Below are 24,444 nucleotides of genomic sequence, written 5' to 3'. Positions count from 1 at the left end.
GATGAGAACCGCCCTCTCCGCCAGCCAGGACACCCGCAAACATGTGATCGAAACCGCCGGCGGTGTCGTCGCCTCGCAGCATCGCCTGGCCGCCGAGGCCGGGGCCGAGGTGCTCCGCGCGGGCGGCGATGCCGTGGATGCGGCGGTGGCCTGTTCCTTTGTCGTCGGGGTGCTGGAACCCTGGATGAGCGGCCCAGCCGGCGGTGGCGCGGCGATCCACTGGCGTGCCGACAGCGGCAGTGCGACAGCGATCAACTTCGGCATGAGGTCCCCCAAAGGATTGAACGTGAACGATTATCCCCTATCCGGGGAGGGCAAGGCCGGTGATCTTTTCCCCTGGGAACGGGTGGTGGAGGATCGCAACGTCCAGGGCGCCAAGGCCATCGCCGTGCCCGGCTCGGTCGAGGGGCTGGGCCGCGCGCATGAGCGATGGGGCCGGATGCCCTGGGCCGATCTTCTGGCCCCCGCCATCGCCCATGCCAAGGAAGGGATGCTGGTCGATTGGTACGCCGCGCTGATCATCGCCTCCACCGCGCGCGAACTGGCCAGAGATGCCGATGCCGCCGCCATGTTCCTGGATGACGGACACTGGCCCAAGGGTTCCGGATGGACGGCGCTGGCCGACAACCGGCTGGACCAGTCGCGCATGGCCGACAGCCTGGACACCATCGCCCGGGGCGGCGCCCGCGCGTTCCACCAGGGGGATCTGGCCCAGGCGCTGGCTGCGGATGTGCAGGCCAAGGGCGGATCTCTGACGACCGAGGATCTGGCCGGCTACCGCTCCTGGATGGGAGCGCCGCGCCAGGTGGGGTATCGCGATGCAATGTTCCACGTCATGCCCGGCCTGACCGCCGGCCCGACCTTTGCCCGCGTGATGGAACAGTTGGAAGGCGCCGACCTCTCCACCCCCGCGCAGACCTACGCCGCCTATGCCCGCGCGCTGGACGTGGCCTATGCCGAACGGCTGGGCAGCATGGGCGACGATGGCGAGGTGCCCGAAGCCCCGGGCTGCACCACGCATTTCTCCGTCGTGGACCGGGCGGGCAACATGATCACCCATACCCAGACGCTGCTGTCGATCTTCGGCAGCCGGGTGGTCAGCCCCACCACCGGGTTCCTGATGAACAACGGCATCATGTGGTTCGACCCAGAACAGGGCAAGCCGAACTCCCTGGCGCCGAACAAGGCCTGCCTGATGAACGTCTGCCCCGTTTTGGGCGAACAGGGCGACACGCGCTTTGCCTTCGGCGCATCGGGCGGGCGCAAGATCGTGTCGGCCGTGTCGCAGCTGTCCTCCTTTGTGGTGGATGGCGGGCTGGATGTGGGCGGCGCCTTTCACGCGCCGCGCATCGACGTCTCAGGCGGACCGCAAATCATCGCCGACGACAGCCTGCCGACCGAGGTCATCGCCAGCCTGGAAACGGTCAAGCCGGTGGAAACCACCCGCCGCACCGTCCTGCCCTATGCCTTCGCCTGCCCTGCCGGGGTGATGCGCCGCGAGGGGATGAATTCCGGCTGCACCGAAATCATGTCGCCCTGGGGCGACGCCGCATTGGAAGACGAACAGGAGCCCGCATGAGCCGCGACGCCGCAATCGCCAAGGTCAGCGATTATTTCGATCAGGGAACGTTCCAGTCCGAACTGGCCGATCTGGTCGCCTTTGAAAGCACCAGCCAGGATCCTGAAGGCGCACCTGAACTGCGCCGCTATCTGGACGAGGCGATGCTGCCCCGGCTCCAGGCCCTGGGCTTCGACTGCGAGATGCTGGAAAATCCCGATCCGCGCGGTGGGCCGCTTCTGATCGGGGAACGGCGCGAAGGCGATGACCTGCCGATGATCCTGACCTATGGCCACGGCGATACCGTGCGCGGACAGGAGGGCATGTGGCGCGAGGGGCTGCACCCCTGGACCTTGGTGGAGGAAGGTGACCGCCTCTATGGCCGGGGCGCTGCGGACAACAAGGGGCAACACCTGATCAACATCGCCGCGCTGGAGGCCGTTCTGGCCGTGCGTGGGCGGCTGGGGTTCAACCTGCGGATCGTCCTGGAGATGAGCGAGGAGGTCGGCTCCTGCGGGCTGCCGGAGGTGTTCCGCAGCCACAAGGACAAGCTGACCGCCGATGTGCTGATCGCCTCCGACGGGCCGCGCCTGCAACCGGACGTGCCGACGATGTTCATGGGCTCGCGCGGCGGAACGACCTTCGACCTGACGGTCGAGACGCATGAAGGCGCGCACCATTCCGGCAATTGGGGCGGCCTGCTGGCCGACCCGGCGATGATCCTGGCCCATGCGCTGGCCTGCATCACCGACCGCCGGGGCCAGATCAAGCTGCCCGAATGGCGCCCCGACAGCCTGACCGACAAGGTCCGCGCCGCCGTGCGCGATCTGCCCGTCACCGGCGGCGAGGGCCCGGAGGTGAACCCCGATTGGGGCGAAGCGGACCTGACCCCCGCCGAACGCGTCTTTGGCTGGAACAGTTTCGCCGTGCTGGCCATGGTTTCCGGCGTGCCGGAGGCCCCGGTGAACGCGATTTCGGGCTGGGCACGGGCCACCTGCCAGCTGCGCTATGTCGTCGGCACAGATCCCGAGGACGTGATTCCCGCCCTGCGCCGCCATCTGGATGCGCACGGGTTCGAGAATGTGACCATCACCCCCCATGATCGCGGCTTCTTTGCCGCGACGCGGCTGGACCCGGACCACCCCTGGGCCGAATTCGTCGGCCAGTCGATCCGCACCACCAGCGGCGGTGATCTGCATGTGCTGCCGAACCTCGCCGGATCGCTGCCCAACGACAGCTTCACCGACATCCTGGACCTGCCGACGATCTGGGTGCCGCATTCCTACCGCGGCTGTTCGCAGCACGCACCGAATGAGCATGTGCTGAAAGGTGTCAGCCGCGATGCCCTGCGCGTCATGGCCGGCGTCTTCTGGGACATCGGCGAAACCGGCGGCCCGGCCGCCTGATTCATCGCCCCGCCCCCTGTTCCGAGGGGCGGGGCCAGGCGACGCCGTGATCAGGCGATCGCCAGCATGCCCTTTTCACGGGCCAGATCGCGCATCTTCTGTTGCAGCTTTTCAAACGCCCGGACCTCGATCTGGCGAATCCGCTCGCGGCTGACGCCGTAGGTTTCCGACAGGTCTTCCAGCGTCACGGTCTCTTCGCTCAGTCGGCGTTGGGTCAGGATATCCTTCTCCCGATCGTTCAGGACAGACATCGCCTCTGCCAGAAGTTCGCGACGCGCGGTCAATTCGTCCCGCTCCGCGTAATCCTCTGCCTGGTTGGCATCCTCGTCCTCCAGCCAGTCCTGCCATTGCATGGCGCTGTCGGCTTCCGCACCCACGGTGGCGTTCAGGGACGCATCGCCGCCGGACATCCGCCGGTTCATGGAAATGACCTCAGCCTCTGTCACGCCCAGGTCGGTCGCAATCTGCTTGACCTTGTCGGGATGCAGGTCACCGTCCTCCAGCGCGCCGATCCGGGCCTTGGCCTTGCGGAGGTTGAAGAAGAGTTTCTTCTGCGCCGAAGTCGTGCCAAGTTTCACAAGGCTCCAGGAACGCAGAATATATTCCTGGATGGAGGCGCGAATCCACCACATGGCATAGGTCGCAAGCCGAAAGCCCTTCTCAGGATCGAAGCGTTTGACCGCCTGCATCAGCCCGACATTGGCTTCCGAGACGACCTCCGCCTGGGGCAGGCCATAGCCGCGGTAGCCCATGGCGATTTTTGCCGCCAGCCGCAGGTGCGACGTCACCAATTGGTGCGCGGCCTCGGTGTCCTGGTCTTCGACCCAGCGTTTGGCGAGCATGTATTCCTGCTCCGGCTCCAGCATTGGGAACCTGCGAATCTCCTGAAGGTAGCGGTTAAGCCCGCCTTCCGGGGTTGGTGCCGGAAGATTTGCATAATTGCTCACGACCCTGTCCTTCCTTGTTCGGAGGCCGATGTAAACGGCCTTAACATCCATCTAGTCAGCTGAACCTTTCCGTTCAACTCTCTTGCCTGAGATTATTTAACGTTCGCCTAACGGATTCCGTCGCCCACCGTCCGCGTGTTTCGGCAAATTCACGCCATCTTGTGCGGGAGCCCACAATGTTACACTCCGGCGTCCGGGTCTTCCGGTATTTTCGCAGGACCAATGTGCGCCCTTGGCGAAATCCGCACAAAGGCCGACCGGCCTGTAGCGCTGGACGCGCGGCTCTATCCGCGCAGGCGGGTCAGAAGATCGGCGAAATCGTCCGGCAATTCCGCCTCGAACCGCATCTCGGCGCCGGTGACGGGATGATCGAACCCCAGCACGGCGGCATGTAGGGCCTGCCGCCGGAACCCGGTCAGCGCCGCCGCCACGACCGGGCCCAACGCATTGGCAGAGGCCCGCCTGCGCCCGCCATATACCGGATCGCCGACCAGCCCGTGCCCGGCATAGGCCATGTGCACGCGAATCTGATGCGTCCGCCCGGTTTCCAGCCGACATTCCAACAGCGCCGCTGCCGCAGGCTGGCCGAACCGCTCCAGAACCTTCGCCCGCGTGACCGCATGGCGGCCCCCGTCAAAGGTCACCGCCTGCTTCTGCCGATCGCCGCGATGGCGGTCCAGCTGTGTGGCCATCCGCAGGATCGCGCCGCTTTCCCAACCGACGCCGCGTAGGCCGCGCAACCTGGGATCCGACGGATCCGGCACCCCGTGACACAGGGCAAGGTAGGCCCGTTCCGCCGTGTGGGCGGCGAATTGCGCCGCCAGGCCGTGATGCGCCCGGTCCGATTTCGCCACCACCAGAAGGCCCGAGGTCTCCTTGTCGATCCGGTGCACGATCCCCGGGCGGCGTTTGCCACCGATCCCGGACAACGTGTCCCCGCAATGGGACAGCAGCGCGTTGACCAAGGTGCCATTCGGGGCGCCTGGCGCCGGGTGCACCACCATGCCGGCCGGTTTCAGAACGACCACCAGATCCGCATCCTCGTACCGGATGTCGAGGGGAATCGCCTCCGCCGCTGTTGGGATATCGACGATCCGGGGGACATGGATCACGATATCCTCCCCCGCCGTCACCCGCGTTTTCGCATCGGTCAATGCTATTCCGCCGCGGCGGACGGCTCCCTCTGCAATCAGCCGCGCCAACCGGGTCCGCGACAGCGCCGCCGCCACTGGCACATCGCGGGCAAGCGCCTTATCAAGACGGGCAGGCGGATCGTCAGCGATCCGGACGATGATATGATCTGCCTCGGGAGCGGTGACCATGGCCGAGAATCCTCGTAACGACATGCCGGAGGCGGACCCGGTGGAAGAACCCGCCAACCTGCGCTTGCTGCGTCAGCTCGTGACCGTGCTGACCGCTGTGATGATTGCGGGGTTTCTAGTCCTCCTTGTCGTGGTTGTCATCCGCTTTACCGCCGTGCCGGAGGCCGGGATTCCCGATACGATCACCTTGCCTGAGGGTATGATACCGGCCGCCTTCACACGGGGGACCGACTGGTTCGCCGTGGTCACGGCGGACGATCGCATCCTGATCTACTCCGCCGAAACTGGCGCGCTGCGGCAGGACATTCAGATCGTGACGGACAGGTAGCGGATTGCCACGGCCAAACGGCGGCCGAAACTCGCACATACCAAAATAAATGAGAAGCAGGGAAGCTATGGTACCGCCTCCCCGGTTTGAACGGGGGACCTCTGGATCCACAATCCAGCGCTCTAACCAACTGAGCTAAGGCGGCACGTGGAGGGCCGAATACCCCCCTCCCGCGCTGAATGCAAGAGGGTCGGCACGCCATCTTTACACGGGAATCGAATTTCCCGGGCGGCATGCGTCCAGAGGGCACAGGGCCATCCCGCATCTGGACAGCCGCCCAAACACGCGGCGTGTATGAATGGCGCAACCTGGTGACAGACTTGCAAATCATGGCCGTCGGGAGTAGCGACTGGCGAAATTCGGAGGCATGCACATGGGCATCGACACAGAACGCGACATCGAAGCGAATCTTCAGATCGGACCGACCGATACGGGGATGGTTCGACTTTTCATCGAAGCCAACGGAATGGAAATCCCGATGGATTTCGAACCCGGTGAGGCGATCGAGATTGCCGAAGAGATTCGCGCAGCCGCCATGGCGGCCGAAAAGGTTGGCAAGAAGAGCAAGCGTCGCTGAACTACAGCGCGGCGCCCGTTTTCCCCGCACTATAATCGGGGATCGCGCAAACCTTGCAGCCGGCGCGCCGCGTCGCGCGCCAGTTTCGTGGTCAGCGCCTTGCGCCGGGCCCCGGCCAGCCGCGTCTCCGGCCCCATGCGCAGGATTTCCCCACCATGGGAATCGGCCAGGATCAGGCCACTCTCCTCCGGAAGAAGGTCGACCGGGAAATCGGCGTCCACGGCCCAGAAGAAGCGGTCGCCCCATTCCAGATAACTTTGCCATTTCGCGTCGGAGGTGAAATCCGCCCGCGATGATTTGCATTCGACGATCCACAATTCCCCCTTCGGGCCAATCGCCATCACATCCAGCCGCTTCCCCCTTTTTGGCACGAACTCCTCCACACAGGCGAAACCGTGACTGGCCAGCAGGCGGCAAACACCGCGGGCCAGAATCTGCCCCGGTTGCGGCGGCACCGGGGTGGGGGTGAATGTCGTCAATACCATCCGCAAACAATGAACATTTCGTGAACAAATGCAAGGCGACAGGGCTGTTTGCATGACTTTTGGCACCTACATGCCTATCTTCTCGGGCAGGCCCGTCGCCGATCCTCGCGCGACAGGTATGTCGGGAGAAAGCAATTGGGTGGCACGGATTCGGGTCAGGATGCCCGTCAGGCAGGCGATCGCGGCACGCGCATGGCGCGGGAGCTGGAGGGACACCTGGGGGTCCTGGATAGCTTCACCGGCGCGGCCCTGGGCATTTTGTCCGTAGCATCAGGCATTTACACTTACCTTGGCGTGTCCTCCCTGTTGGATGGCGACGGCGCCATGACGGCTTTTGCCGCAATCGCCTATTCGGTCGCCGTCTCGGTCGGGATCTTCGTCTTCTGGTCCTACATGATGCGCCTGTTCCCGGCGATGCGCACGGCGCGGGCGCGCAGCGGGTTGCTGGGGGCCATGGGCTTGGGATCATTGGCAATTGTGGCGATGTCCTCGTGGTTGAATGCCGCCGCCCTGGCAGGGGCCGCCGCGGTGGAGCAACACCTGGCCGCGACGGTTCAGGAATACCAGGTCTCACTGGAGCGTGCGCATGAAGTTTCCCTTCGGGCGCAAGGGCTTGAGCGAGACGTCGCCCGCGCCCGGCAATCGTTCGAAGATCTGTCCGAACAGGAGGCGACAGGCAATCTGTCAGGCCTTGCGGGGCGCGGGGCGGTGTTTCGTGTCCTGCGCCAGAAGTCGGAGGAATTGCAAGGCCTTGAGCGCCAGATCTCAAGTCAGGAACCGCTTGTGGCCAGCGCTTTCGCCGAAGGCAACGCCTTGTTGTCGCGGATGCGGGCCCTGACGGTGGAACCGGGCCCGGTGGAGACCCGGTCGGTGGAATTTTCCGAACAGGCCGTACGGCTGGCGGGAATCATCACCCGCTTGCGACAATTGTCGGTAGCGCCCTTGGTGCAACGGGCGGCGCAGGACCTTGCGGCCTCGGTCGTGCTGCCGGAACTGGACGGCAGCAGCGCGGCCAGCCGGGATGCCCAGGGCGCGACGATCACCTCCGTGCTCGAGGTTCTGGGCCAGCGCGCGCGAACCTTGCAGGCGGCGGCGGAAGAGGTCATAGCCCTGCCCCCGCCGGTGGAGACGACATATACCCCGATTTCCGCCGCCGATGCCGTGATCCTATACGCGCGAAACTTCATTCCGTCCTGGGCCGGGGCCATCGCCATCGACCTGCTACCCGGTGTGCTGGTCCTGATCCTCGCCATCACGCAGAGCGCCATCCGCTCCGGCAAGGAAGGCAAGGCGATGGAGGACGTGATGACCATCGCGGAGCTGCGCGCCGCCCTGAAGGCCGCGCGGGATATCGACATGGCTCTGATCCAGCCGGGCGCTGCCCAGACTGCGAGACCGCCCGCCGGGACAAAGGCCTCTCCTCAGACCCAACGCCCGGACCAGGACACGCCCCCCTCCGCCCATCCGAAAGAGGCGCTAGAATGAGTGCAGAGACCGGCGACCGATCTGACGGACGAGCGATCCGGCGGGCGATGGCAGCGGTCCTGGTATTCCAGCTTGGCCTGGCGCTGTTCCTTTTTCTGGGCGATCTGGGCCGTGACTTCGCCCTGCCCCGCCTGGGCGGTCCCACCGCACCGCGCATGGACCAGCCAGTCAATCCCGGCGACCAGACCCGACGCTATTCTCCTACGGAGGTCACGCGCCCTGCAAGCCCAGGCGTGCAGACCAATGGTCCTCTGCCAGAGCGGCTGATGCTGGAACAGGAGGGCGGCGGCACCTATCGCCTGACTGGCAGCATCGCGGGCGGTGATGCGGAGCGTATACTCGCCCAGCTCGACACCGTGGAGCCGGCCCCGGAGACCTTCATCCTGAATTCGCCCGGCGGATCGGTCCAGGACGCCTTGGCCCTGGGCCGGGCACTGCGCAAGCGGGGGGTCACCACCCGTATGGAGGAGGCGGACATCTGCCTGTCCGCCTGCCCCTATCTTCTGGCTGCGGGCACCACGCGCAGCGCCGCGTCCGGCGCGCGGATCGGTGTGCATCAGCATTATTTCGGGGAAAACACGTTTCTCCCCGCCTTCACGGCCGTATCCGACATCCAGCGCGGACAGGGCGAAGTCATGCGCTACCTGTCAGACATGGGAGTGGACCCGATGATGATGAGCCACGCGCTGGTCACGCCGCCGGATGAAATCTACCTCCTCCTGCCCGAGGAGCTGACACGTTACAATCTTCTGACCATCGCGCCCGAAGAATGAAGATTTCGTCAACTTCAGCGACAAAGGCGCATTTTCACCACCGCCCGGCGCCTGGCATGCCGCGCCCCCTTGCGAAGCCCCCAGCGAGGGCCTAGATCTTCGGACAGGCGGGTGCTGCCCTTCCCGTGCTCGGTTACATTCCGGTGGCCTTAAGCAAATCCGAGGGAGCTGGCTCTGTCCGGGCCCTGGTCCGGTTACCTGGCGCCCACCTGTATGAACAGGTCCTCGGGAATGCGTTAACCAAACGGTCGCGTGCGGGCCCGCCTACCCTGCCCAACACCAGCATACGAAAACGCGCGCCACAGCGGGCGCGCGTTGCTAAAATCAGTCGATTTGTCAAAAGCTTGGCTATTGGCCCATATTCCCGAACCGCGCGGCGACACCGGTCAAGGCGCCCGGGCCGAAGCTTCAGAACGCCTCTGGCCGGGCCTCCCGCGCCATGTGATCCAGCACGGCATTGACGAATTTCGCCTCTTTCCCCTGCGGGAAGAAGGCAAAGGCCACGTCGACATATTCGACGATCACCACCTTGGGCGGCGCATCCCCTTCCAGAAGCTCCGCGCCGGCGGCACGGAACAGGGCGCGCAGGGTCGGATCGATGCGCGCGATCGGCCACTTGGCGACCAGCGCACGGTCGGTCATCTGGTCGATCCTGGCCTGCCAGTTGACCGCGTCTTCCACGACAGAGCGGAACAGGGTCAGGTCGCCCTCCTCCATCTCGCCTTCCTCGTAGATGGCGCCCAGGCGATGGTCCTCGAACTCCACCATCACACGTTGCGCGGTCTGGCCCGAGGCCTCCATCTGGAACAACGCCTGCACGGCATACAACCGCGAGGCAGAGCGCATCCGCCGCTTGCGATTGCCCGACAGGGGCAGCGCGGCCTTGGGTTCGGGCAGGTCGGAATTGGTATCGTCTGTCATGGGGCCCTCTCAGGCGGTGGGGGTGTCGTCGGAATGTCCTGCCAGCCGAAACTCCCCTTCGGAGGGGCGAAAGCCCACACCTTTCCGCTGGGCGCCCCATTTGCGCGAAAGCGCGAGAAGATGCAAGGCCGCAGCTGCGGCACCGCCGCCCTTGTTCTGTTCCGCCACCCGCGCGCGGGCCAGCGCCTGGTCACGGGTCTCCACGGTCAGAATGCCGTTGCCGATGGCCAGCCCCTGCAAGCCCAACAGCGTCAGCGCGCGGGAGCTGTCGTTGCACACCGTCTCGTAGTGGGTCGTCTCACCGCGGATCACGCAACCCAGGGCGACGAAGGCGTCAAAACTGGACATCCGTTCAGCCATGCCGATGGCGGTGGGGATTTCCAGCGCACCGGGGACCTCGATCAGGTCATGGCTGGCGCCCCAGGCCTCGGCTTCGGCGCGGGCGCCGGCGATCAGCTGGTCGGCAATGTCGCGATAATAGGGCGCGACCACGATCAACAGCTTGGCAGGGCGGTCCAGAGTGCCGCGCGGCAGGGTGTAATGCTGTTCGTTGGCGGCCATTACGCGTCCTCGATCCTGCGGGTTCCGGTGATTTCCAGGCCATAGGCGTCCAGCCCGACGATGCTGGGCTTCGGCGAATTGGTCAGCAACTCCAACCGTGACAGGCCCAGCGAGGACAGGATCTGCGCGCCCAGCCCGTATTGCCGCAGCACCTGCGGAGAGACCTCGTCGCCCACGGCGATCTTCATGTGGGTGTCGCGCAGCAGAACCAGCACGCCCCGCCCCTCGGCGGCGATCAGGCGCATGGCCCTGCGAAATTCGTCGGATTTACCCAAGGGGCCGGTGCCGATCACGTCCTGCAAGGGATCCAGCGCGTGCATCCGGGTCAGTACGGGCGCATCGCCGGTGATGTCGCCCTTGACCAGCACGATATGTTCGCTGCCCTGGGTCTCGTCCGCATAGATCCGCATATCCCAATCGCCACCGAATTCCGAGGTAATGGTTTCGGACGCGCGCTGGCGGACCAGGTTGTCGTGACGCCGACGATAGGCGATCAGGTCGGAGATCGTGCCGATCTTCAGCCCGTGTTTCTGGGCAAAGGCCACCAGTTCGGGCAGACGCGACATGGTGCCGTCATCGCTCATGATCTCGCAGATCACCCCCGAGGGGTTCAGCCCGGCCAGGCGCGCCACGTCCACGGCCGCCTCCGTATGACCGGCGCGGACCAGAACGCCGCCGTCGCGGGCGCGCAGCGGAAAGACATGGCCTGGCGTGGCGATATCCTGCGCGCCCTTGGCTGCGTTGATCGCGGTGGCCACGGTCAGGGCACGGTCATGGGCGGAAATCCCGGTGGAGACGCCATCGCGCGCCTCGATGGAGACGGTGAACGCGGTCTCGTGGCGCGACGAATTCTGCGACGCCATCAGCGGCAGGCCCAGCTCGTCCACGCGTCTGCCCGTCAACGACAGGCAGATCAGGCCCCGGCCGTGGGTCGCCATGAAATTGATCGCATCGGGTGTGGCCATCTGGGCGGGGATCACCAGGTCGCCCTCGTTCTCGCGGTCCTCGTGATCGACCAGAATGAACATGCGCCCGTTGCGGGCGTCTTCGATGATCTCCTCCACCGGGGAGATGGCATCGGACCATCCCTCCTCGACGGGGCCGGGTTGTTCGTAGATCACGTTGTCGGACATGCCATTCCCTCCTGACGCGGTGCGCCGCAGATAGCGCAGGTGGTGGCGAAAGGCCAGCCGCGCGATGCACCGGGGCTGCGCGACTGCGCACAATCGCCACGCGCGCCCGCGGCGTCTTCGCGCCGTCCCGGCCTCCTTCGGGCGACAAATACCGCCGCCGGAGGCCCGCCCGTCAGGGCGGATCTGTCGGCCCGCCGGCACGCCCGCGCACCGCCCGGATCAGCGGACCACCGGACCGGCGGACCGGGCCGAACTCAGCCGGGCATTTCTTGCAGCCGCGCGACGTAGCGGGCCATGGTGTCGATCTCCAGGTTGACGCCATCGCCGACCGCCACATTGCCCCATGTTGTCACGGCCTTGGTATGCGGGATCATGTTGATGCCGAAGGTCGGGCCCTCGACCTCGTTCACGGTAAAGGACGTGCCGTTCAGCGCCACGGACCCCTTGGGCGCGATGAACCGGGCCAGCGCGTCAGGCGCGCGGAAGGTGACACGGGTGCTGTCGCCCTCCGTCGTCAGGCTCAGCACCTCGGCCACGCCGTCCACATGGCCCGAGACGATATGCCCGCCCAGCTCGTCCCCGACCTTCAGCGCGCGTTCCAGGTTCAGCCGTCGGCCTTCCGGCCAGCCGTCGGCGGCAATGTTGGTCTTTGACACCGTCTCGGCGCTGACCTCCACGTCGAACCAGTCGGCGCCGGTTTCGATCACCGTCAGGCAAACCCCGTCACAGGCGATGGAGGCGCCAAGCGCTATGCCCGCCGTCTGGTATGCGGTGGCGATCCGGGCGCGCAGATCGCCGCGCCGCTCGGTCGCACGCACGGTGCCGATATCGGTGATGATGCCTGTGAACATGCGCGTTTCTCCGCTTTTGGGCTGACAGGAGGTCGCGATCTGCGTAGCCTCGCCGACGGGGAAAAGGCAAGCCCCCGCCATATTTCCGCCCCTCCCGCAGGCTAGACCATCGTCACGATTGGCAGGACCGGATCGAAACCAGATGACAGCGCAACCCCAGGACCGACAGGTGTTTCTGTTCCTACAGGGCCCGCATGGGCCGTTCTTTGCCCGGCTGGGACGCATGCTGCGGCTGGCCGGGGCCGAGGTCTGGCGCGCGGGGTTCAACGCCGGCGACGCCGCTTTCTGGCCCGGGGCCGACAGCTATATCCCCCATACCGGCGCGGTGGCCGACTGGCCCGACCATTTCGACCGCATCGTGGCCGAACGCGGCGTGACCGACCTGGTGCTGTACGGCGACACGCGCACCATCCACACATGCGCCATCGCCCGCGCCCGTCAGGCCGGGCTGCGGGTCCATGTCTTCGAGGAAGGTTACATCCGGCCCTATTGGGTGACCTACGAACGGGACGGTTCGAACGGTCATTCCCGGCTGATGCGCATGGGCCTGCCGGAAATGCGGCGGGCGTTGGAAAACTGCGATCTGGACACGCCGTTGCCACCGGCGAAATGGGGCGATATGCGCCACCATATCTTCTACGGCGCCGCCTATCACGGGCTGGTCCTGCTGGCCAACCGGCGCTATCGCGGATTCCGGCCGCATCGCAGCCTGAGCGTGACCCAGGAATTCCGCTTGTATCTCAAACGCTTGCTGCTGATGCCCTTCACCGCGCTGGAGCGGATCGCCGCGTCTTCCCGCATCCGGCGGGGCGGCTTTCCCTATCATGTCGCGCTGCTGCAACTGGAACATGACGCGTCCTTTCAGACCCATTCTCCCTTTGCCTCCATGGCCGAGTTCATCGAGGAGGTGATGCGCGGTTTTGCCGAAGGCGCGCCGCGCCACCATCACCTGGTGATCAAGGCCCATCCGCTGGAGGACGGCCGCGCCCCCATCCGCGCCACCATCCGCCGGCTGCGCGCCGAGCTGGACCTGCACGGCCGGGTCCACTACGTGCGCGGCGGCAAGCTGGCGCAGTTGCTGGCCGATGCCCGTAGCGCGGTGACAGTGAATTCCACCGCCGCCCAGCAGGTGCTGTTCCGCGGGATTCCGCTGAAGGTCTTCGGCGATGCGGTCTTTGCCAAACCGGAATTCGTCTCCTCCCAGCCGCTGGCGGATTTCTTCGCCGGCGCCGCCCGTCCGGACGCGACCGCCTATCGCGATTACCGGCGTTTCCTGCTGGAGACCTCGCAGGTGGCGGGCGGGTTCTACTCGGCCCGGGCGCGGCGGCAGTTGCTGCGGCTGGTGGTCGACATGATGCTGGATCCTGCCGATCCCTATGACGCGCTGAAGTCCGGGACCGCGGCGCCGCGGCAACAGTTGCGCGTCGTGAACTAGGCCCCGCAGGATCATCAGACTGGCCTTTGCGCCGCGATTCCCGTAACATGTGCGGAAAACAGGCAGCAAAAAATACAAGGTCGAGGAGACCGGGCAGTGAAATCCAATGCAACCCGATGGGCGAGATCCGTCGCGATCGTGGCGGCCGTATCGCTGGCGTCGTCCTGTTCCGTGCTCCCCCGCACGGGCCCGAACAAGCGCGAAATCTACGCCGGCTCCGTGCAGCAGGAAGGGGACGCCTTCATCGTCGCGGTCAATGACCGCGTCACCCGTGCGACCGCGGTGATCCCGGCCCTGGGCTTTTCCGACGCGTTCCGAAATGCCGCGCAACTCGGCTCTGACACGATCCGGCCGGGCGACGTGCTCTCGTTGACGATCTGGGAAAACGTCGATGACGGGCTGTTGGCGGGCGAGGCGCAGAATTCCACCGTGCTGGAAGCCGTGCAGGTCGATGGTGCGGGCTTCATCTTCGTGCCCTATGCCGGGCGCATCCGCGCTGCCGGCAACACCCCCGAGGCGATCCGCCGGATCATCACCGACAAGCTGGAAGAGCAGACCCCCGATCCCCAGGTCGAGGTCCGGCGCGAGGCCGGCGACGGGGCCACCGTGACACTGGTCGGCGCCCTGGGCGGCCAGGGCGTCTACCCGATCGAACGGCCGACCCGCACATTGTCGGCGATGATTGCCAATGCCGGCGGGCTGGCGATCGAGCCGGAGCTGGCACAGATCACCGTGATCCGGGGAGACATGCGCTCGACCATCTGGTTTCAGGACATGTTCGACGATGCCCGCTATGACATCGCCCTGCGCAACGGCGACCGCATCCTGATCGAGGAAGACACCCGTGCCTTCACCGCTCTGGGGGCCACCGGGTCGCAGGCACGGATAGATTTCGAATCGCAGACGCTGTCGGGGATCGAGGCCATCGCCCAGGCCGGCGGCCTGACCGCCACCGCCGCCGACCCCACCGGGGTCTTCGTCTTTCGCAACGAGGCCGCCGAAATCGCAGGCCAGGTACTGGGCCGCGACGACCTGATCGGTGCGCAAAGGATGGTCTACGTGCTGGACCTGACCCAGCCCAACGGCATGTTCATGGCCCGTGACTTCATGATCCGGGACGGCGATCTGCTCTATGTGACAGAGGCACCGTTCACCCAGTGGAACAAGACGATCTCGGCCCTGACCGGGACATTGGGATCGGTCGGCACCGTCAGCAACGCCGCCAGCGGGTTCTAGGCCGCCGCGCCGTGGCCCCGCGCCTCGCATGTCCTCGCCCCTGACCCCGCACCCGGCCTCGACGCCAGCCTCGGCCCTGTCCGCAACACCGGGCGGGGCCGACACACCGCGCCAGCCGCTACATGTCTTCTCCGCCGGGTTCGTGCGGCAGCGCCGGCTGCGGCGGATCCTGTCGCTGGCAGGCTACGACCTGCGGCTGGGTTGGCCCGGCGCCGATGGCACGATCGCCGTCTGGGGTCATTCCCCCTATGCCGCGCGCGGCGAATCCGTTGCCGCCCGTACCGGCGCTGCGCTGCTGCGGGTCGAGGATGCGCCACTCCGCTCCCTGTTTCCGGGACGTGGCGGAGAGGCGCCACTGGGCCTGATCGTCGATCCGGTGATGCCCTTCGACGCGCGCCAGCCCTCGGGGCTGGAGCGGCTGTTGGCCGATCACCCGCTGGACGACACCGCCCTACTGGACCGCGCGCGCGCTGTCATGGCCCGCCTGCGGGAGGGGCACCTGTCGAAGTATTCCGCCACCCGCCCCGACCTGACGCCGCCCGAACCCGGCTACGTGCTGGTGATCGATCAGACCCGGGGCGATGCCTCCATCACCCTGGGCGGCGGGGACGAGAACAGCTTTCGCGAAATGCTCTATTGGGCGCAGGAGGATCACCCCGCCGCGCGCATCGTGATCAAGACCCATCCCGAAACAGCGCAGGGCCACCGCCAGGGCCATTTCGACAGCGGCGATGCTCAGGGCCGCATCAGCCTGTTCACCCGTCCGATCAGCCCCTGGGTGCTGATGGAAAATGCCGTCGCCGTCTATACCGTTACCTCGCAGATGGGGGCCGAGGCGATCATCGCCGGGCACCGCCCCGTCACCTTTGGCCAGCCGTGGTATGCGGGCTGGGGCCTGACCGACGATCGCCATCCGCTGGCCCTGGGCGCCCCGCGCCGAGGCCGCCGCCTGACCCCGGCGCAGATGGTCGCGGCGGCGCTGATCCTGCACCCGCTGTGGTACGACGCCTATCGCGACAGGCTTTGCCAGGTAGAGGACGTCCTGGCGACGCTGGAGGCCCGCAGCCGTGCCTGGCGTGAGGACCGCGACGGCTGGACCGGGCACGGGATGCGGCTGTGGAAACGGCCCGCCTTGCAGGGATTTTTTGGCGGCCACCGGCGGATGACCTTCGCGAACGCCCCCCCACCCGCCCCGGAAGCGTCCGGGGCGGGGCGGCGCCACATGGCCTGGGCCGCACGCACCGACCAGGATGCGGATGTCGTGCGGGTGGAGGACGGCTTCCTGCGCTCGCGCGGGCTGGGCGCGGCGCTGGTGCCGCCACTGTCGCTGGTGCTGGACGACCTTGGCATCTACTACGACCCGTCGCGCGAAAGCCGGCTGGAACGGCTGATCGCCGAACGCTGGAAACTGCGCTCTGACCAGGAGTTGCGGGCCGAAGCTCTGGTGGATTTCCTGACACGGTCGGGACTGTCGAAATACAACACCGGCCAGCCGCGCGCATTGGACGACCTGCCCCCCGGTCCCCGGATCCTGGTCCCCGGCCAGGTCGAGGATGATGCCTCCATCCGGCTGGGCGCGGGGCAGGTACGGGACAACCTGTCGCTGCTGCGCGCCACGCGGGAGGCCCGGCCGGACGCGGTGATCCTCTACAAGCCCCACCCCGATGTCGAAGCCGGGCTGCGCCCCGGCCAGGTCCCGGCCTGGGCGCTTGACCAACTGGCCGATCGCGTACTGACGGATGCCGATCCCGCCAGCCTGCTGCCGCAGGTCACCGAGGTCTGGACCATGACGTCGCTTCTGGGCTTCGAGGCACTGCTGCGCGGCCTGCCAGTCACAGTGCTGGGCCAACCCTTCTATGCCGGCTGGGGGCTGACGCGCGACCTGGGCGCGCCCCTGCCCCGCCGGGTGGCCCGGCCCGGTCTGGCCGGGTTGGTCCACGCGACGCTGATCGACTACCCACGCTACCGCGACCCGGTCACCGGCCTGCCCTGCCCGGTGGAGGTGGCCGCCGAACGGCTGGTCAGTGGCGCGGGCCTGCGCCGGGCCCCGGCGTTGCGGATGTTGTCACGGGTGCAGGGACTTCTGGCCAGCCGCGCGTCGCTCTGGCGATAGCCGGGATCAGCCCGGAGCGCGGTCCCACAGCGTGATCACATCGCCCCCGCAGGGCCGCGTATCGCGCAGGGTGAACCGGGGCGCCTCCGCCAGGCGATCAAGGCCCATCGCGCCTAGGGCAGGCTGCCCTTCCGCCCCCAGGGCCAGGCCCGCGCCCATCACCACCAGCCGATCCACCAGATCCGCCCCCAGCAAGCTGGCCGCCAGCGCGCCGCCGCCTTCGCAGAACACACGCGTCAGACCGGCCGCACCCAGGGCAGTCAGCATTGGCGCAGGATCAACCTGGCGCCCCCGCCCCTCCACCGCGATCAACCGCGCGCCCAGCCCTTGCCACGCCTCGATCAACTGCGGATCGGCGTCGCGGCCATGGCAGATCCAGACTGTTCCGTCCGCGGCCGTCCGCGCCAATTGCCCCATCAACGGCAGATCCAGCCGCCGCGACACGACCAGCCGCACCGGCTGATGGCTGATCCCCAGATCGCGCACCGTCAGCGCCGGATCATCGGCCCGCGCCGTGCCCGCCCCCACCATCACCGCGTCATGCCGCGCCCGCATCGCGTGCACCTGACGCCGCGCCTCGGGCCCGGTGATCCACTGACTTTCACCGGTGGCCGTGGCGATGCGCCCGTCCAGTGACAGCGCCAGCTTCAGCGTAACCAGGGGACGCCCGTGTTCGCGATTGATCAGGAACCCGGCGTGATCCTCCATCGCCTCCGCCACGCGCAGGCCGGTCGTCACCTCGACCCCCGCAGCCCGCAACATGGCAAAGCCCGCGCCGCCGACGCGGGTGTCGATATCCTCGATCGGGGCGACAACGCGCGCGATGCCCGCCGCGATCAGGGCCTCCGCACAGGGCGGTGTCTTGCCATGATGCGCGCAGGGTTCAAGGGAAACATAGGCCGTGCCCCCGCGCGCGGCCGCGCCGGCCTGGGCCAGGGCCATGACTTCTGCATGGGGGCGGCCGCCCGGCTGGGTCCAGCCGCGCCCGACGATGCGGCCCGCACGTGTGATCACGCAGCCCACCGCCGGGTTGGGTGCCGTCCGTCCCAGCCCGCGCCGTCCCAGCGACAGCGCCAATCCCAGGAACCTGTCGTCGTCCTGCGCGGTCATCGCGGGATCACCCGTCCGGCTTGGCCGTCGGGCGCAGCTCACTGACGAACTTGTCAAAATCATCAGCCGCCTGGAAATTCTTGTAGACCGAAGCAAAGCGGACAAAGGCCACCGTGTCGATCCGCGCCAGGCTTTCCATCACGATCTCGCCGATGGTCTTGGAAGGGATATCCGTCTCCCCCATGCTTTCCAGGCGCCGCACGATGCCGGAAATCATCTGGTCGATCCGCTCCGGCTCCACCGGGCGTTTCTGCATGGAAATCCGGATGGAGCGTTCCAGCTTGTCCCGGTCGAAATCCTCGCGCCGGCCACTGGACTTGATCACCACCAGGTCGCGCAGCTGCACCCGCTCATAGGTGGTGAACCGGCCCCCGCAGGCCGGACAGAACCGCCGCCGCCGGATCGCAACATGGTCCTCCGCAGGTCTGGAATCCTTGACCTGCGTGTCGATATTTCCGCAAAACGGGCACCGCATTCGCCACGTCCCCTTGTCTGCCACCGTATGCCGTGGGGTTTCCCCACTTGTCCACAGCGACTATAGGGCGTCTACAGAACTTTGGGTAGGCCCCAATTTAGCCGCCTAGATGTGCTGAAACTTGGCGTCGATGCGGGGCAGCGCGGTGTTCGACAAGGTAAATGCCCTGCCAGGTGCCCAATTCCATCCGCCCGGCCCGCACCGGGATCGACAGGCTGACCGGCAGCAGCGCCGCCTTGATATGGGCCGGCATATCGTCGGGCCCCTCATGGACATGGGTCAGGTAGGACATGGCGGGATTGTCGGCGGGCGGCACCAGGCGATGCAGAAATTCCGTCAGGTCGCGGCGGACCTCCGGATCTGCGTTTTCCTGCACCAGCAGCGAGGCCGAGCTGTGGCGGATGAACAATGTCAGCAGCCCGTCGCCCTGCCCCGCCAGCCAGGTCATGACCTGGCCGGTGAACTCGTAAAGGCCGGGACCATGGGTCGCGATGTCGAAACGGGTCAGCGCCATGGCGAGAGGGTGCCAGATCCGGTGGGATCTGACCAGAAGCGGCAGAAGTTTCAGGGGGGTACGATTTCGGGACGCAGCCGGATCAGCCGCGGCCGTCTGCCAGCACGCATGCCGTTGCCGGTGCCAACGCCGAGGGATCGCGAAGATCCGTCGCCGTCTGACCGGGGAACGGCGCGCCAAGGGCCTGGGCAAGGGTGGCCCGGCAATCTGCGATTTCGGCCGCGATTTCATCGTTATGCACTATCATCGGCTGCGCCAGGGAAAGAGTGTCAGGCCGCAGCGCCTCCGGCTCCGCCTCAGATCCGACAGAAGCAAGGACGGGGTTCGCGATCAGAAGGGCGGCAAGGGATAGGGCAAAGGGGCGCATGGCTGGAAGTCTCCGTGACTGTGCATCTCTCAACGCGCGAAACCGCATTCGGTTGCATCGCGGATATGGGGGCCATCCCGATCGGCGGCAAGACACCGATGTCACATAGCTGTCATGCAAAAAAGCTCGCCCTTGCGTATCAAGAGGATATTGATATCAATTGATATGGGATGATATAGAGGAGAGCTACCATGAAGAATATTTCAATCTCTGAAGCCGCTTTCGATTATTTGAGCTCGATGGCGATTCCGCTGATAGACACACCTGCAACGGCTCTGGACAAACTGATCGCCGAGCATCGTGAACTTCGCAGGGAAAATGCGAAGAAAACCAGCCGAACAACGGTGATCTCTTGCTCTTCCGACCATCTGCCAAATGTTACCCATACTTCGATCCGCAGGGCCTCGATCGGCGGAAACGCCGCCCCGAAGTATTGGAACGAGCTGTTAAGCGACCTGCTAGAAAAAGCGTTACATGCCCCTCGGGATTTGAGCTGGCTTCGGCAGCATTTACCACTGAGCCTGCTTTCGGAACCTTTTGAAAACAACGGTTATAGAAGGATCGGCAATAGCGGCTTTGCCTTTCAAGGGGTCGACGCCAACCGCGCCTGCAAGGCAATCGCTCTCCTGGCGGAAGACTTGCGGGTCCCAGTTGAAATGGAGGTTACCTGGTCCACAAAGCCCAAAGCGGAGCTTCCTGGTGAGACACGTCGCTTGTCTTTCGGCGTGTAAATTAAGGAAAGGCGCCGCCGAACGGATCGGCGACGCCCCTGGTATCGGGCCAGGCCGGGGCCGGCCTATTGGTCCAGGAAACTCCGCAACTTGCGCGACCGGCTGGGATGTTTCAGCTTTCTCAAGGCCTTGGCCTCGATCTGACGAATCCGTTCGCGGGTCACGCTGAACTGCTGGCCGACCTCTTCCAGCGTGTGGTCGGTGTTCATCCCGATGCCGAACCGCATCCGCAGCACACGTTCCTCCCGCGGGGTCAGGCTGGCCAGAACCCGCGTCGTGGTTTCCTTCAGGTTTTCCTGAATCGCACTGTCCAGCGGCAGAACCGCGTTCTTGTCCTCGATGAAATCGCCCAGCTGGCTGTCTTCCTCGTCGCCGATCGGCGTTTCGAGGGAGATCGGCTCCTTGGCGATCTTCATCACCTTGCGGACTTTCTCCAGCGGCATCTGCAACTTTTCGGCCAGCTCTTCCGGCGTGGGCTCGCGGCCGATCTCGTGCAGCATCTGACGTCCGGTGCGAACCAGCTTGTTGATCGTTTCGATCATGTGGACCGGGATACGAATGGTGCGGGCCTGGTCCGCGATGGACCGGGTAATCGCCTGGCGGATCCACCACGTGGCGTAAGTGGAGAACTTGTAGCCGCGCCGATACTCGAACTTGTCCACGGCCTTCATCAGACCGATATTGCCTTCCTGAATGAGATCAAGGAATTGCAGGCCACGGTTCGTGTATTTCTTGGCGATGGAGATGACGAGGCGCAGGTTTGCCTCCACCATTTCCTTCTTGGCCTGCCGGGCCTCCTTCTCGCCTTTCTGGACCTGCTGCACGATGCGGCGGAATTCGGAGATGTCGAGGCCGACATATTGCCCGACCTGCGCCATGTCGGCGCGCAGCTCCTCCACCTTGTCGGAAGATCGTTCAATGAACATCTGCCAGCCGCGACCGGGCTTCTCGCCCATGCGGTCCAGCCAGTTGGGATCCAGTTCGTGACCGCGATAGGCCTCGACGAAATCACGACGGTTGATGCGCGCCTGATCCGCCAGCTTCACCATGGAGCTGTCGATCTGCATGATCCGCCGGTTGATGCCGTAGAGCTGGTCGATCAGCGCCTCGATCCGGTTGTTGTGCAAGTGCAGCTCGTTCACCAACAGGACGATCTCGGACCGCAATTTCTGGTAAACCTGCTCCTGACCGGCGTTGAATGATCCGTCTTCGTTCAGCGTGGCGCTGATGCGGCTGTCCTGCAATTCGGACAGGCGCGCATAATCGTCGGCGATACGGTCCAGCGTTTCCAGCACGGTCGGCTTCAGCGCGGCTTCCATCGCGGCCAGCGACATGTTGGCCTGCTCGTCCTCGTCGTCGTCGTCTTCCTTGGCGATCGGGTTGCCGTCGGCGTCCAGCTCCGGCCCGTTGTCGGTCTTGGGCGCAGACTGGACGTTGGCGGGTTCGACCACCGGCTCCCCCTCGTCGCCCAGCTGGTCGCCAAATGTGGTTTCCAGGTCGATGACATCGCGCAGCAGGATGTCTTCGGACAGCAGTTCGTCGCGCCAGATCGTGATTGCCTGGAAGGTCAGCGGGCTTTCGCACAGCCCGGCGATCATCGTGTTGCGCCCGGCCTCGATCCGTTTGGCGATGGCGATTTCGCCCTCGCGGGACAGCAGTTCGACCGACCCCATTTCGCGCAGGTACATGCGAACCGGATCGTCGGTCCGGTCCAGCTTTTCCGACCCGCCGGAGCCAAGCGCGACTTCGCGGTTGGAGGCCGCTTCCACCACGGCGGTGGATTTGCTTTCCTCCTCCTCGGCTTCTTCGTCCTCGATGATGTTGATGCCCATTTCGGAGAGCATCGACATCACGTCTTCGATCTGTTCGGAGGACACCTGATCCGGGGGCAGGACCTGGTTCAGCTGGTCATAGGTGATGAACCCCTTTTCCCGCGCCTCGGCGATCATTTTCTTGACCGCCGCCTGGCTCATGTCCAGGGAAACCTCGGTTTCCTGGTCGTCGGTCTGGGTGTCATCATTGTCCTTGGCGGCCATCGGCAAGCTCCTGGCTGTGGCGGTCGGGCGCGGCGTGATTCGATAAGATCGAATCAATAGCCTCTTTGGATGATTCGCACACCCGTTTACCCTTATTTCTTTAGCAACTTATCAAGAATCCGCAGATTTCTTGGTCTTCGAGAACCGAATCGCCCCCAATATGGCATCCAGAGCCCCGCGTTCAGCGCGGTTGATTCGTGCCCCGTTATCGCCCTGGTCATATTCGGCCCGGTCCTCCTGTTCCTGTCGGGCGGCCCGGTCGCGGGCCACGGCGGCCTGGCTCAACCGCCAGGTCATCGCTTCGGTCTCCGCGGCGGCGATCTCCTCCTGCGCCTCCGCCATTTCCTCTGCCCAGCCCCGGAAGGCCCGAAGCTTCGCCAACTCCCCCTCCAGGGTCAATTCCGCAGTTTCCAGATTCCCGGCATCCCGTACCGCCGGGCAAAGTGCCACATGGTCCCGCGCCATCAATTCGTCAAGGGCTTCGGGCCCCAACCTGGCCATCACCGCCTCCTTCAGGGGGGCGTCGCCCTCCCCGTGGCAGGTCAGGATCGCGTCCCGCACCCGTAGATGTAGCGGATCACGGCATTCCATCAATTCCAGGCGCGTCAGGAAATCGCCGACGACCTGCGGCGTGGCCAGACAGGTGGCCAGGATCACCGCCTCCCGGACCCGGTCTGTCGCCCCCTCGTCGGCGGCGGCCAGAAAAGACCGGCGCGTCCCGTCCAGCGGCAGCGCGGCCGAAGGCAGGCGCGGCGGAAAGCCCCGGCCGGTGGCACCGGTGCGCGGGCGCGGCGCCGGGCGAAACAGCTCCCGTTGACGGTCGCGCAGGGCCTGGGAATAATGGTAGCGCAGGGTTTCATCGGTGATCGCGCCCAGGCGCGTCTTCAACGCCGCATCCAGCGCGGCACGGCGGTCGGGCGTGTTGAAAGTCCGGCCCTCCGTTTCTTCCTGCCACAGCAGATCGACCAGCGGCACGGCCGCGGCCAGCTGTTTCTGCATGCCCTCCGGACCTTCGGCGCGGATCACGTCATCGGGATCCTTGCCCGGCGGCATCAGGGCGAAATTCAACGTCTGGCCCGGCTTCAGCTTGGGCAGGGCCAGGCGCATCACCCGTTTCGCGGCCTCCAGCCCGGCGCGGTCGCCGTCCAGCGCCACCACCGGTTCCCCGCTCATCCGCCACAGCATGTCCAGCTGGGCCTCAGTCACGGCGGTGCCCAGGGGGGCCACGGCGGTGAACCCGGCCTCGCCCAGGGCGATGACGTCCATGTAGCCTTCGGCCACGACGATCTGCGCCCCCTTCCCCGAGGCCTCCCGCGCGCGGCCGTGATTGTACAGGGTGACGGATTTGTCGAACAGCTGCGTCTGCGGCGAGTTCAGGTATTTCGCGTTGTCCTCGGGATCCATGGCGCGGCCGCCGAAGGCGATGCAGCGCCCGCGCGGGTCGCGGATCGGGAACATGATGCGGTTGCGGAACGTGTCATAGGGTTTGCCGCCCCTGGACGAGTCCTTGATCAGCCCGCAGGCCAGCAGATCCTTCTCCGCCACCCCCTGCCCCGTCAGGTGATCGCGCAGCCCCTGCCAGCCGGCGGGGGCGAAGCCGATCTCCCAGCGGTCGCGCGCCGCCTCGCTCAGGCCCCGGCGATCCAGGTAGGCACGCGCCTCCGCCCCCGGTCCGGTGGACAGCGCCCGGCGGAAATAGCGCACCGCCTGGTCCATGATCTCTCCCAACCGGTCGCGCGCCTCTGCCTGTTTGGCGGCGCGCGGGTCGCGGGCGGGAAGGGTCATCCCCGCTTCCTTGGCCAGGATTTCGATCGCCTCCATGAAGTCGACATTCTCCGTCTCCCGGACAAAGGAGATGGCGTCGCCCTTCGCGTGACAGCCGAAGCAATAATAGAATCCCTTGCGGTCATCGACGTGGAAGGAAGCCGTCTTTTCCTGATGGAACGGACAAGGGGCCCAGAGGTCGCCCTTTCCCGGTTGGGATTTTCTTTGATCCCACATGACTTTGCGCCCGACCACCTGCCCAAGGCTGATGCGGCTGCGCAATTCGTCCAGGAAACCGTCGGAAAGACTCATGACC

General features: G+C 65.8%; 24 protein-coding genes and 1 tRNA gene. 11 read left to right on the top strand and 14 right to left on the bottom strand.

Annotated features, from left to right (window positions below; all coding sequences use genetic code 11):
• Position 1: 1 nt before the first annotated feature.
• A complete protein-coding gene (locus G5A46_RS10890) occupies positions 2-1,579 on the top strand; it encodes a gamma-glutamyltransferase (protein WP_163849414.1) in 1,578 nt (525 codons plus the stop codon).
• Positions 1,576-2,964: a M20 family metallopeptidase gene (locus G5A46_RS10885; RefSeq protein WP_163849413.1), complete on the top strand. Its 1,389-nt coding sequence runs from the start codon at positions 1,576-1,578 to the stop codon at positions 2,962-2,964. Before G5A46_RS10890 ends, G5A46_RS10885 begins: the two co-directional genes overlap by 4 nt.
• A 50-nt stretch (positions 2,965-3,014) precedes the next feature.
• On the opposite strand, the gene rpoH is transcribed toward G5A46_RS10885, so the two are convergent.
• Together rpoH and G5A46_RS10875 are read right to left on the bottom strand one after the other, a co-directional pair.
• Entirely contained in the window at positions 3,015-3,911 is an 897-nt protein-coding gene (gene rpoH / locus G5A46_RS10880; protein ID WP_163849412.1) for an RNA polymerase sigma factor RpoH, read from the bottom strand.
• Positions 3,912-4,195: 284 nt separating this feature from the next.
• Positions 4,196-5,233 (bottom strand): RluA family pseudouridine synthase, encoded by a 1,038-nt coding sequence (locus G5A46_RS10875; RefSeq protein WP_163849411.1) that lies wholly within the window; start codon positions 5,231-5,233, stop codon positions 4,196-4,198.
• Here G5A46_RS10875 and G5A46_RS10870 point away from each other — a divergent pair.
• Positions 5,232-5,561 (top strand): DUF6476 family protein, encoded by a 330-nt coding sequence (locus tag G5A46_RS10870; protein WP_204318728.1) that lies wholly within the window; start codon positions 5,232-5,234, stop codon positions 5,559-5,561. The genes G5A46_RS10875 and G5A46_RS10870 overlap by 2 nt on opposite strands.
• Positions 5,562-5,629: 68 nt before the next feature.
• Here G5A46_RS10870 and G5A46_RS10865 read toward each other — a convergent pair.
• Positions 5,630-5,706: transfer RNA gene (locus tag G5A46_RS10865), tRNA-His, on the bottom strand.
• Positions 5,707-5,934: 228 nt separating this feature from the next.
• Between G5A46_RS10865 and G5A46_RS10860 the strand changes: the two genes are divergently transcribed.
• Complete coding sequence (locus tag G5A46_RS10860; protein WP_163849410.1) at positions 5,935-6,138, top strand: DUF6324 family protein; 204 nt, start codon at positions 5,935-5,937, stop codon at positions 6,136-6,138.
• Positions 6,139-6,167: 29 nt separating this feature from the next.
• Here G5A46_RS10860 and G5A46_RS10855 read toward each other — a convergent pair whose 3' ends face one another.
• Positions 6,168-6,617 (bottom strand): MmcB family DNA repair protein, encoded by a 450-nt coding sequence (locus tag G5A46_RS10855; protein ID WP_239520759.1) that lies wholly within the window; start codon positions 6,615-6,617, stop codon positions 6,168-6,170.
• A 198-nt stretch (positions 6,618-6,815) separates the two neighbouring features.
• Here G5A46_RS10855 and G5A46_RS10850 point away from each other — a divergent pair, with 198 nt between their 5' ends.
• On the top strand, positions 6,816-8,108 hold the full coding sequence (locus tag G5A46_RS10850) for a hypothetical protein (protein WP_163849985.1): 1,293 nt from the start codon (positions 6,816-6,818) through the stop codon (positions 8,106-8,108).
• On the top strand, positions 8,105-8,881 hold the full coding sequence (locus G5A46_RS10845; RefSeq protein WP_204318727.1) for a COG3904 family protein: 777 nt from the start codon (positions 8,105-8,107) through the stop codon (positions 8,879-8,881). The genes G5A46_RS10850 and G5A46_RS10845 overlap by 4 nt, the downstream gene beginning before the upstream one ends.
• 408 nt (positions 8,882-9,289) lie before the next feature.
• On the opposite strand, the gene nusB is transcribed toward G5A46_RS10845, so the two are convergent.
• The 4 genes from nusB to G5A46_RS10825 all read right to left on the bottom strand — a co-directional run bounded on the left by nusB (position 9,290) and on the right by G5A46_RS10825 (position 12,347).
• Positions 9,290-9,802: a transcription antitermination factor NusB gene (gene nusB, locus G5A46_RS10840; protein WP_163849408.1), complete on the bottom strand. Its 513-nt coding sequence runs from the start codon at positions 9,800-9,802 to the stop codon at positions 9,290-9,292.
• 9 nt (positions 9,803-9,811) lie between these two features.
• On the bottom strand, positions 9,812-10,363 hold the full coding sequence (locus tag G5A46_RS10835; RefSeq protein ID WP_163849407.1) for a 6,7-dimethyl-8-ribityllumazine synthase: 552 nt from the start codon (positions 10,361-10,363) through the stop codon (positions 9,812-9,814).
• Positions 10,363-11,496: a 3,4-dihydroxy-2-butanone-4-phosphate synthase gene (ribB, locus tag G5A46_RS10830; RefSeq protein ID WP_163849406.1), complete on the bottom strand. Its 1,134-nt coding sequence runs from the start codon at positions 11,494-11,496 to the stop codon at positions 10,363-10,365. Before ribB ends, G5A46_RS10835 begins: the two co-directional genes overlap by 1 nt.
• Positions 11,497-11,750: 254 nt before the next feature.
• Positions 11,751-12,347 carry a riboflavin synthase gene (locus tag G5A46_RS10825; protein ID WP_163849405.1) on the bottom strand — a complete coding sequence of 199 codons (597 nt, stop codon included), beginning with the start codon at positions 12,345-12,347 and terminating at the stop codon, positions 11,751-11,753.
• Between the two features lie 142 nt (positions 12,348-12,489).
• Between G5A46_RS10825 and G5A46_RS10820 the strand changes: the two genes are divergently transcribed.
• The 3 genes from G5A46_RS10820 (at position 12,490) to G5A46_RS10810 (ending at position 17,131) form a co-directional block, all read left to right on the top strand.
• A complete protein-coding gene (locus G5A46_RS10820) occupies positions 12,490-13,782 on the top strand; it encodes a capsule biosynthesis protein (RefSeq protein WP_163849404.1) in 1,293 nt (430 codons plus the stop codon).
• Between the two features lie 96 nt (positions 13,783-13,878).
• The gene (locus tag G5A46_RS10815; RefSeq protein ID WP_163849403.1) at positions 13,879-15,018 is read left to right on the top strand and encodes a polysaccharide biosynthesis/export family protein; all 1,140 of its coding nucleotides are present in this window, start codon (positions 13,879-13,881) and stop codon (positions 15,016-15,018) included.
• Between the two features lie 28 nt (positions 15,019-15,046).
• On the top strand, positions 15,047-17,131 hold the full coding sequence (locus G5A46_RS10810; protein WP_163849402.1) for a capsular polysaccharide biosynthesis protein: 2,085 nt from the start codon (positions 15,047-15,049) through the stop codon (positions 17,129-17,131).
• A 6-nt stretch (positions 17,132-17,137) separates the two neighbouring features.
• On the opposite strand, the gene ribD is transcribed toward G5A46_RS10810, so the two are convergent.
• The 4 genes from ribD to G5A46_RS10790 all read right to left on the bottom strand — a co-directional run bounded on the left by ribD (position 17,138) and on the right by G5A46_RS10790 (position 19,597).
• Positions 17,138-18,241, bottom strand: a complete 1,104-nt coding sequence (ribD, locus tag G5A46_RS10805) for a bifunctional diaminohydroxyphosphoribosylaminopyrimidine deaminase/5-amino-6-(5-phosphoribosylamino)uracil reductase RibD (RefSeq protein WP_163849401.1) — start codon at positions 18,239-18,241, stop codon at positions 17,138-17,140.
• Between the two features lie 7 nt (positions 18,242-18,248).
• Entirely contained in the window at positions 18,249-18,716 is a 468-nt protein-coding gene (nrdR, locus tag G5A46_RS10800; protein ID WP_163849400.1) for a transcriptional regulator NrdR, read from the bottom strand.
• A gap of 97 nt (positions 18,717-18,813) precedes the next feature.
• Positions 18,814-19,230: a secondary thiamine-phosphate synthase enzyme YjbQ gene (locus G5A46_RS10795; RefSeq protein WP_163849399.1), complete on the bottom strand. Its 417-nt coding sequence runs from the start codon at positions 19,228-19,230 to the stop codon at positions 18,814-18,816.
• 82 nt (positions 19,231-19,312) lie between these two features.
• Positions 19,313-19,597, bottom strand: a complete 285-nt coding sequence (locus G5A46_RS10790) for a hypothetical protein (RefSeq protein WP_163849398.1) — start codon at positions 19,595-19,597, stop codon at positions 19,313-19,315.
• A 14-nt stretch (positions 19,598-19,611) separates the two neighbouring features.
• Here G5A46_RS10790 and G5A46_RS10785 point away from each other — a divergent pair, with 14 nt between their 5' ends.
• Both G5A46_RS10785 and G5A46_RS10780 read left to right on the top strand, forming a co-directional pair.
• Entirely contained in the window at positions 19,612-19,761 is a 150-nt protein-coding gene (locus tag G5A46_RS10785) for a hypothetical protein (RefSeq protein ID WP_163849397.1), read from the top strand.
• Positions 19,762-19,788: 27 nt separating this feature from the next.
• Positions 19,789-20,328 (top strand): T4SS efffector SepA family protein, encoded by a 540-nt coding sequence (locus G5A46_RS10780; RefSeq protein WP_163849396.1) that lies wholly within the window; start codon positions 19,789-19,791, stop codon positions 20,326-20,328.
• Between the two features lie 65 nt (positions 20,329-20,393).
• On the opposite strand, the gene rpoD is transcribed toward G5A46_RS10780, so the two are convergent.
• Entirely contained in the window at positions 20,394-22,364 is a 1,971-nt protein-coding gene (rpoD, locus tag G5A46_RS10775) for an RNA polymerase sigma factor RpoD (RefSeq protein ID WP_163849395.1), read from the bottom strand.
• 111 nt (positions 22,365-22,475) lie between these two features.
• Positions 22,476-24,440, bottom strand: a complete 1,965-nt coding sequence (dnaG, locus tag G5A46_RS10770) for a DNA primase (RefSeq protein ID WP_163849394.1) — start codon at positions 24,438-24,440, stop codon at positions 22,476-22,478.
• Positions 24,441-24,444: the final 4 nt, after the last annotated feature.

It is taken from the genome of Pseudooceanicola aestuarii (genome assembly GCF_010614805.1).
Lineage (GTDB): Bacteria > Pseudomonadota > Alphaproteobacteria > Rhodobacterales > Rhodobacteraceae > Pseudooceanicola > Pseudooceanicola aestuarii.
This window is presented reverse-complemented; position numbering and strand designations above follow the sequence as displayed.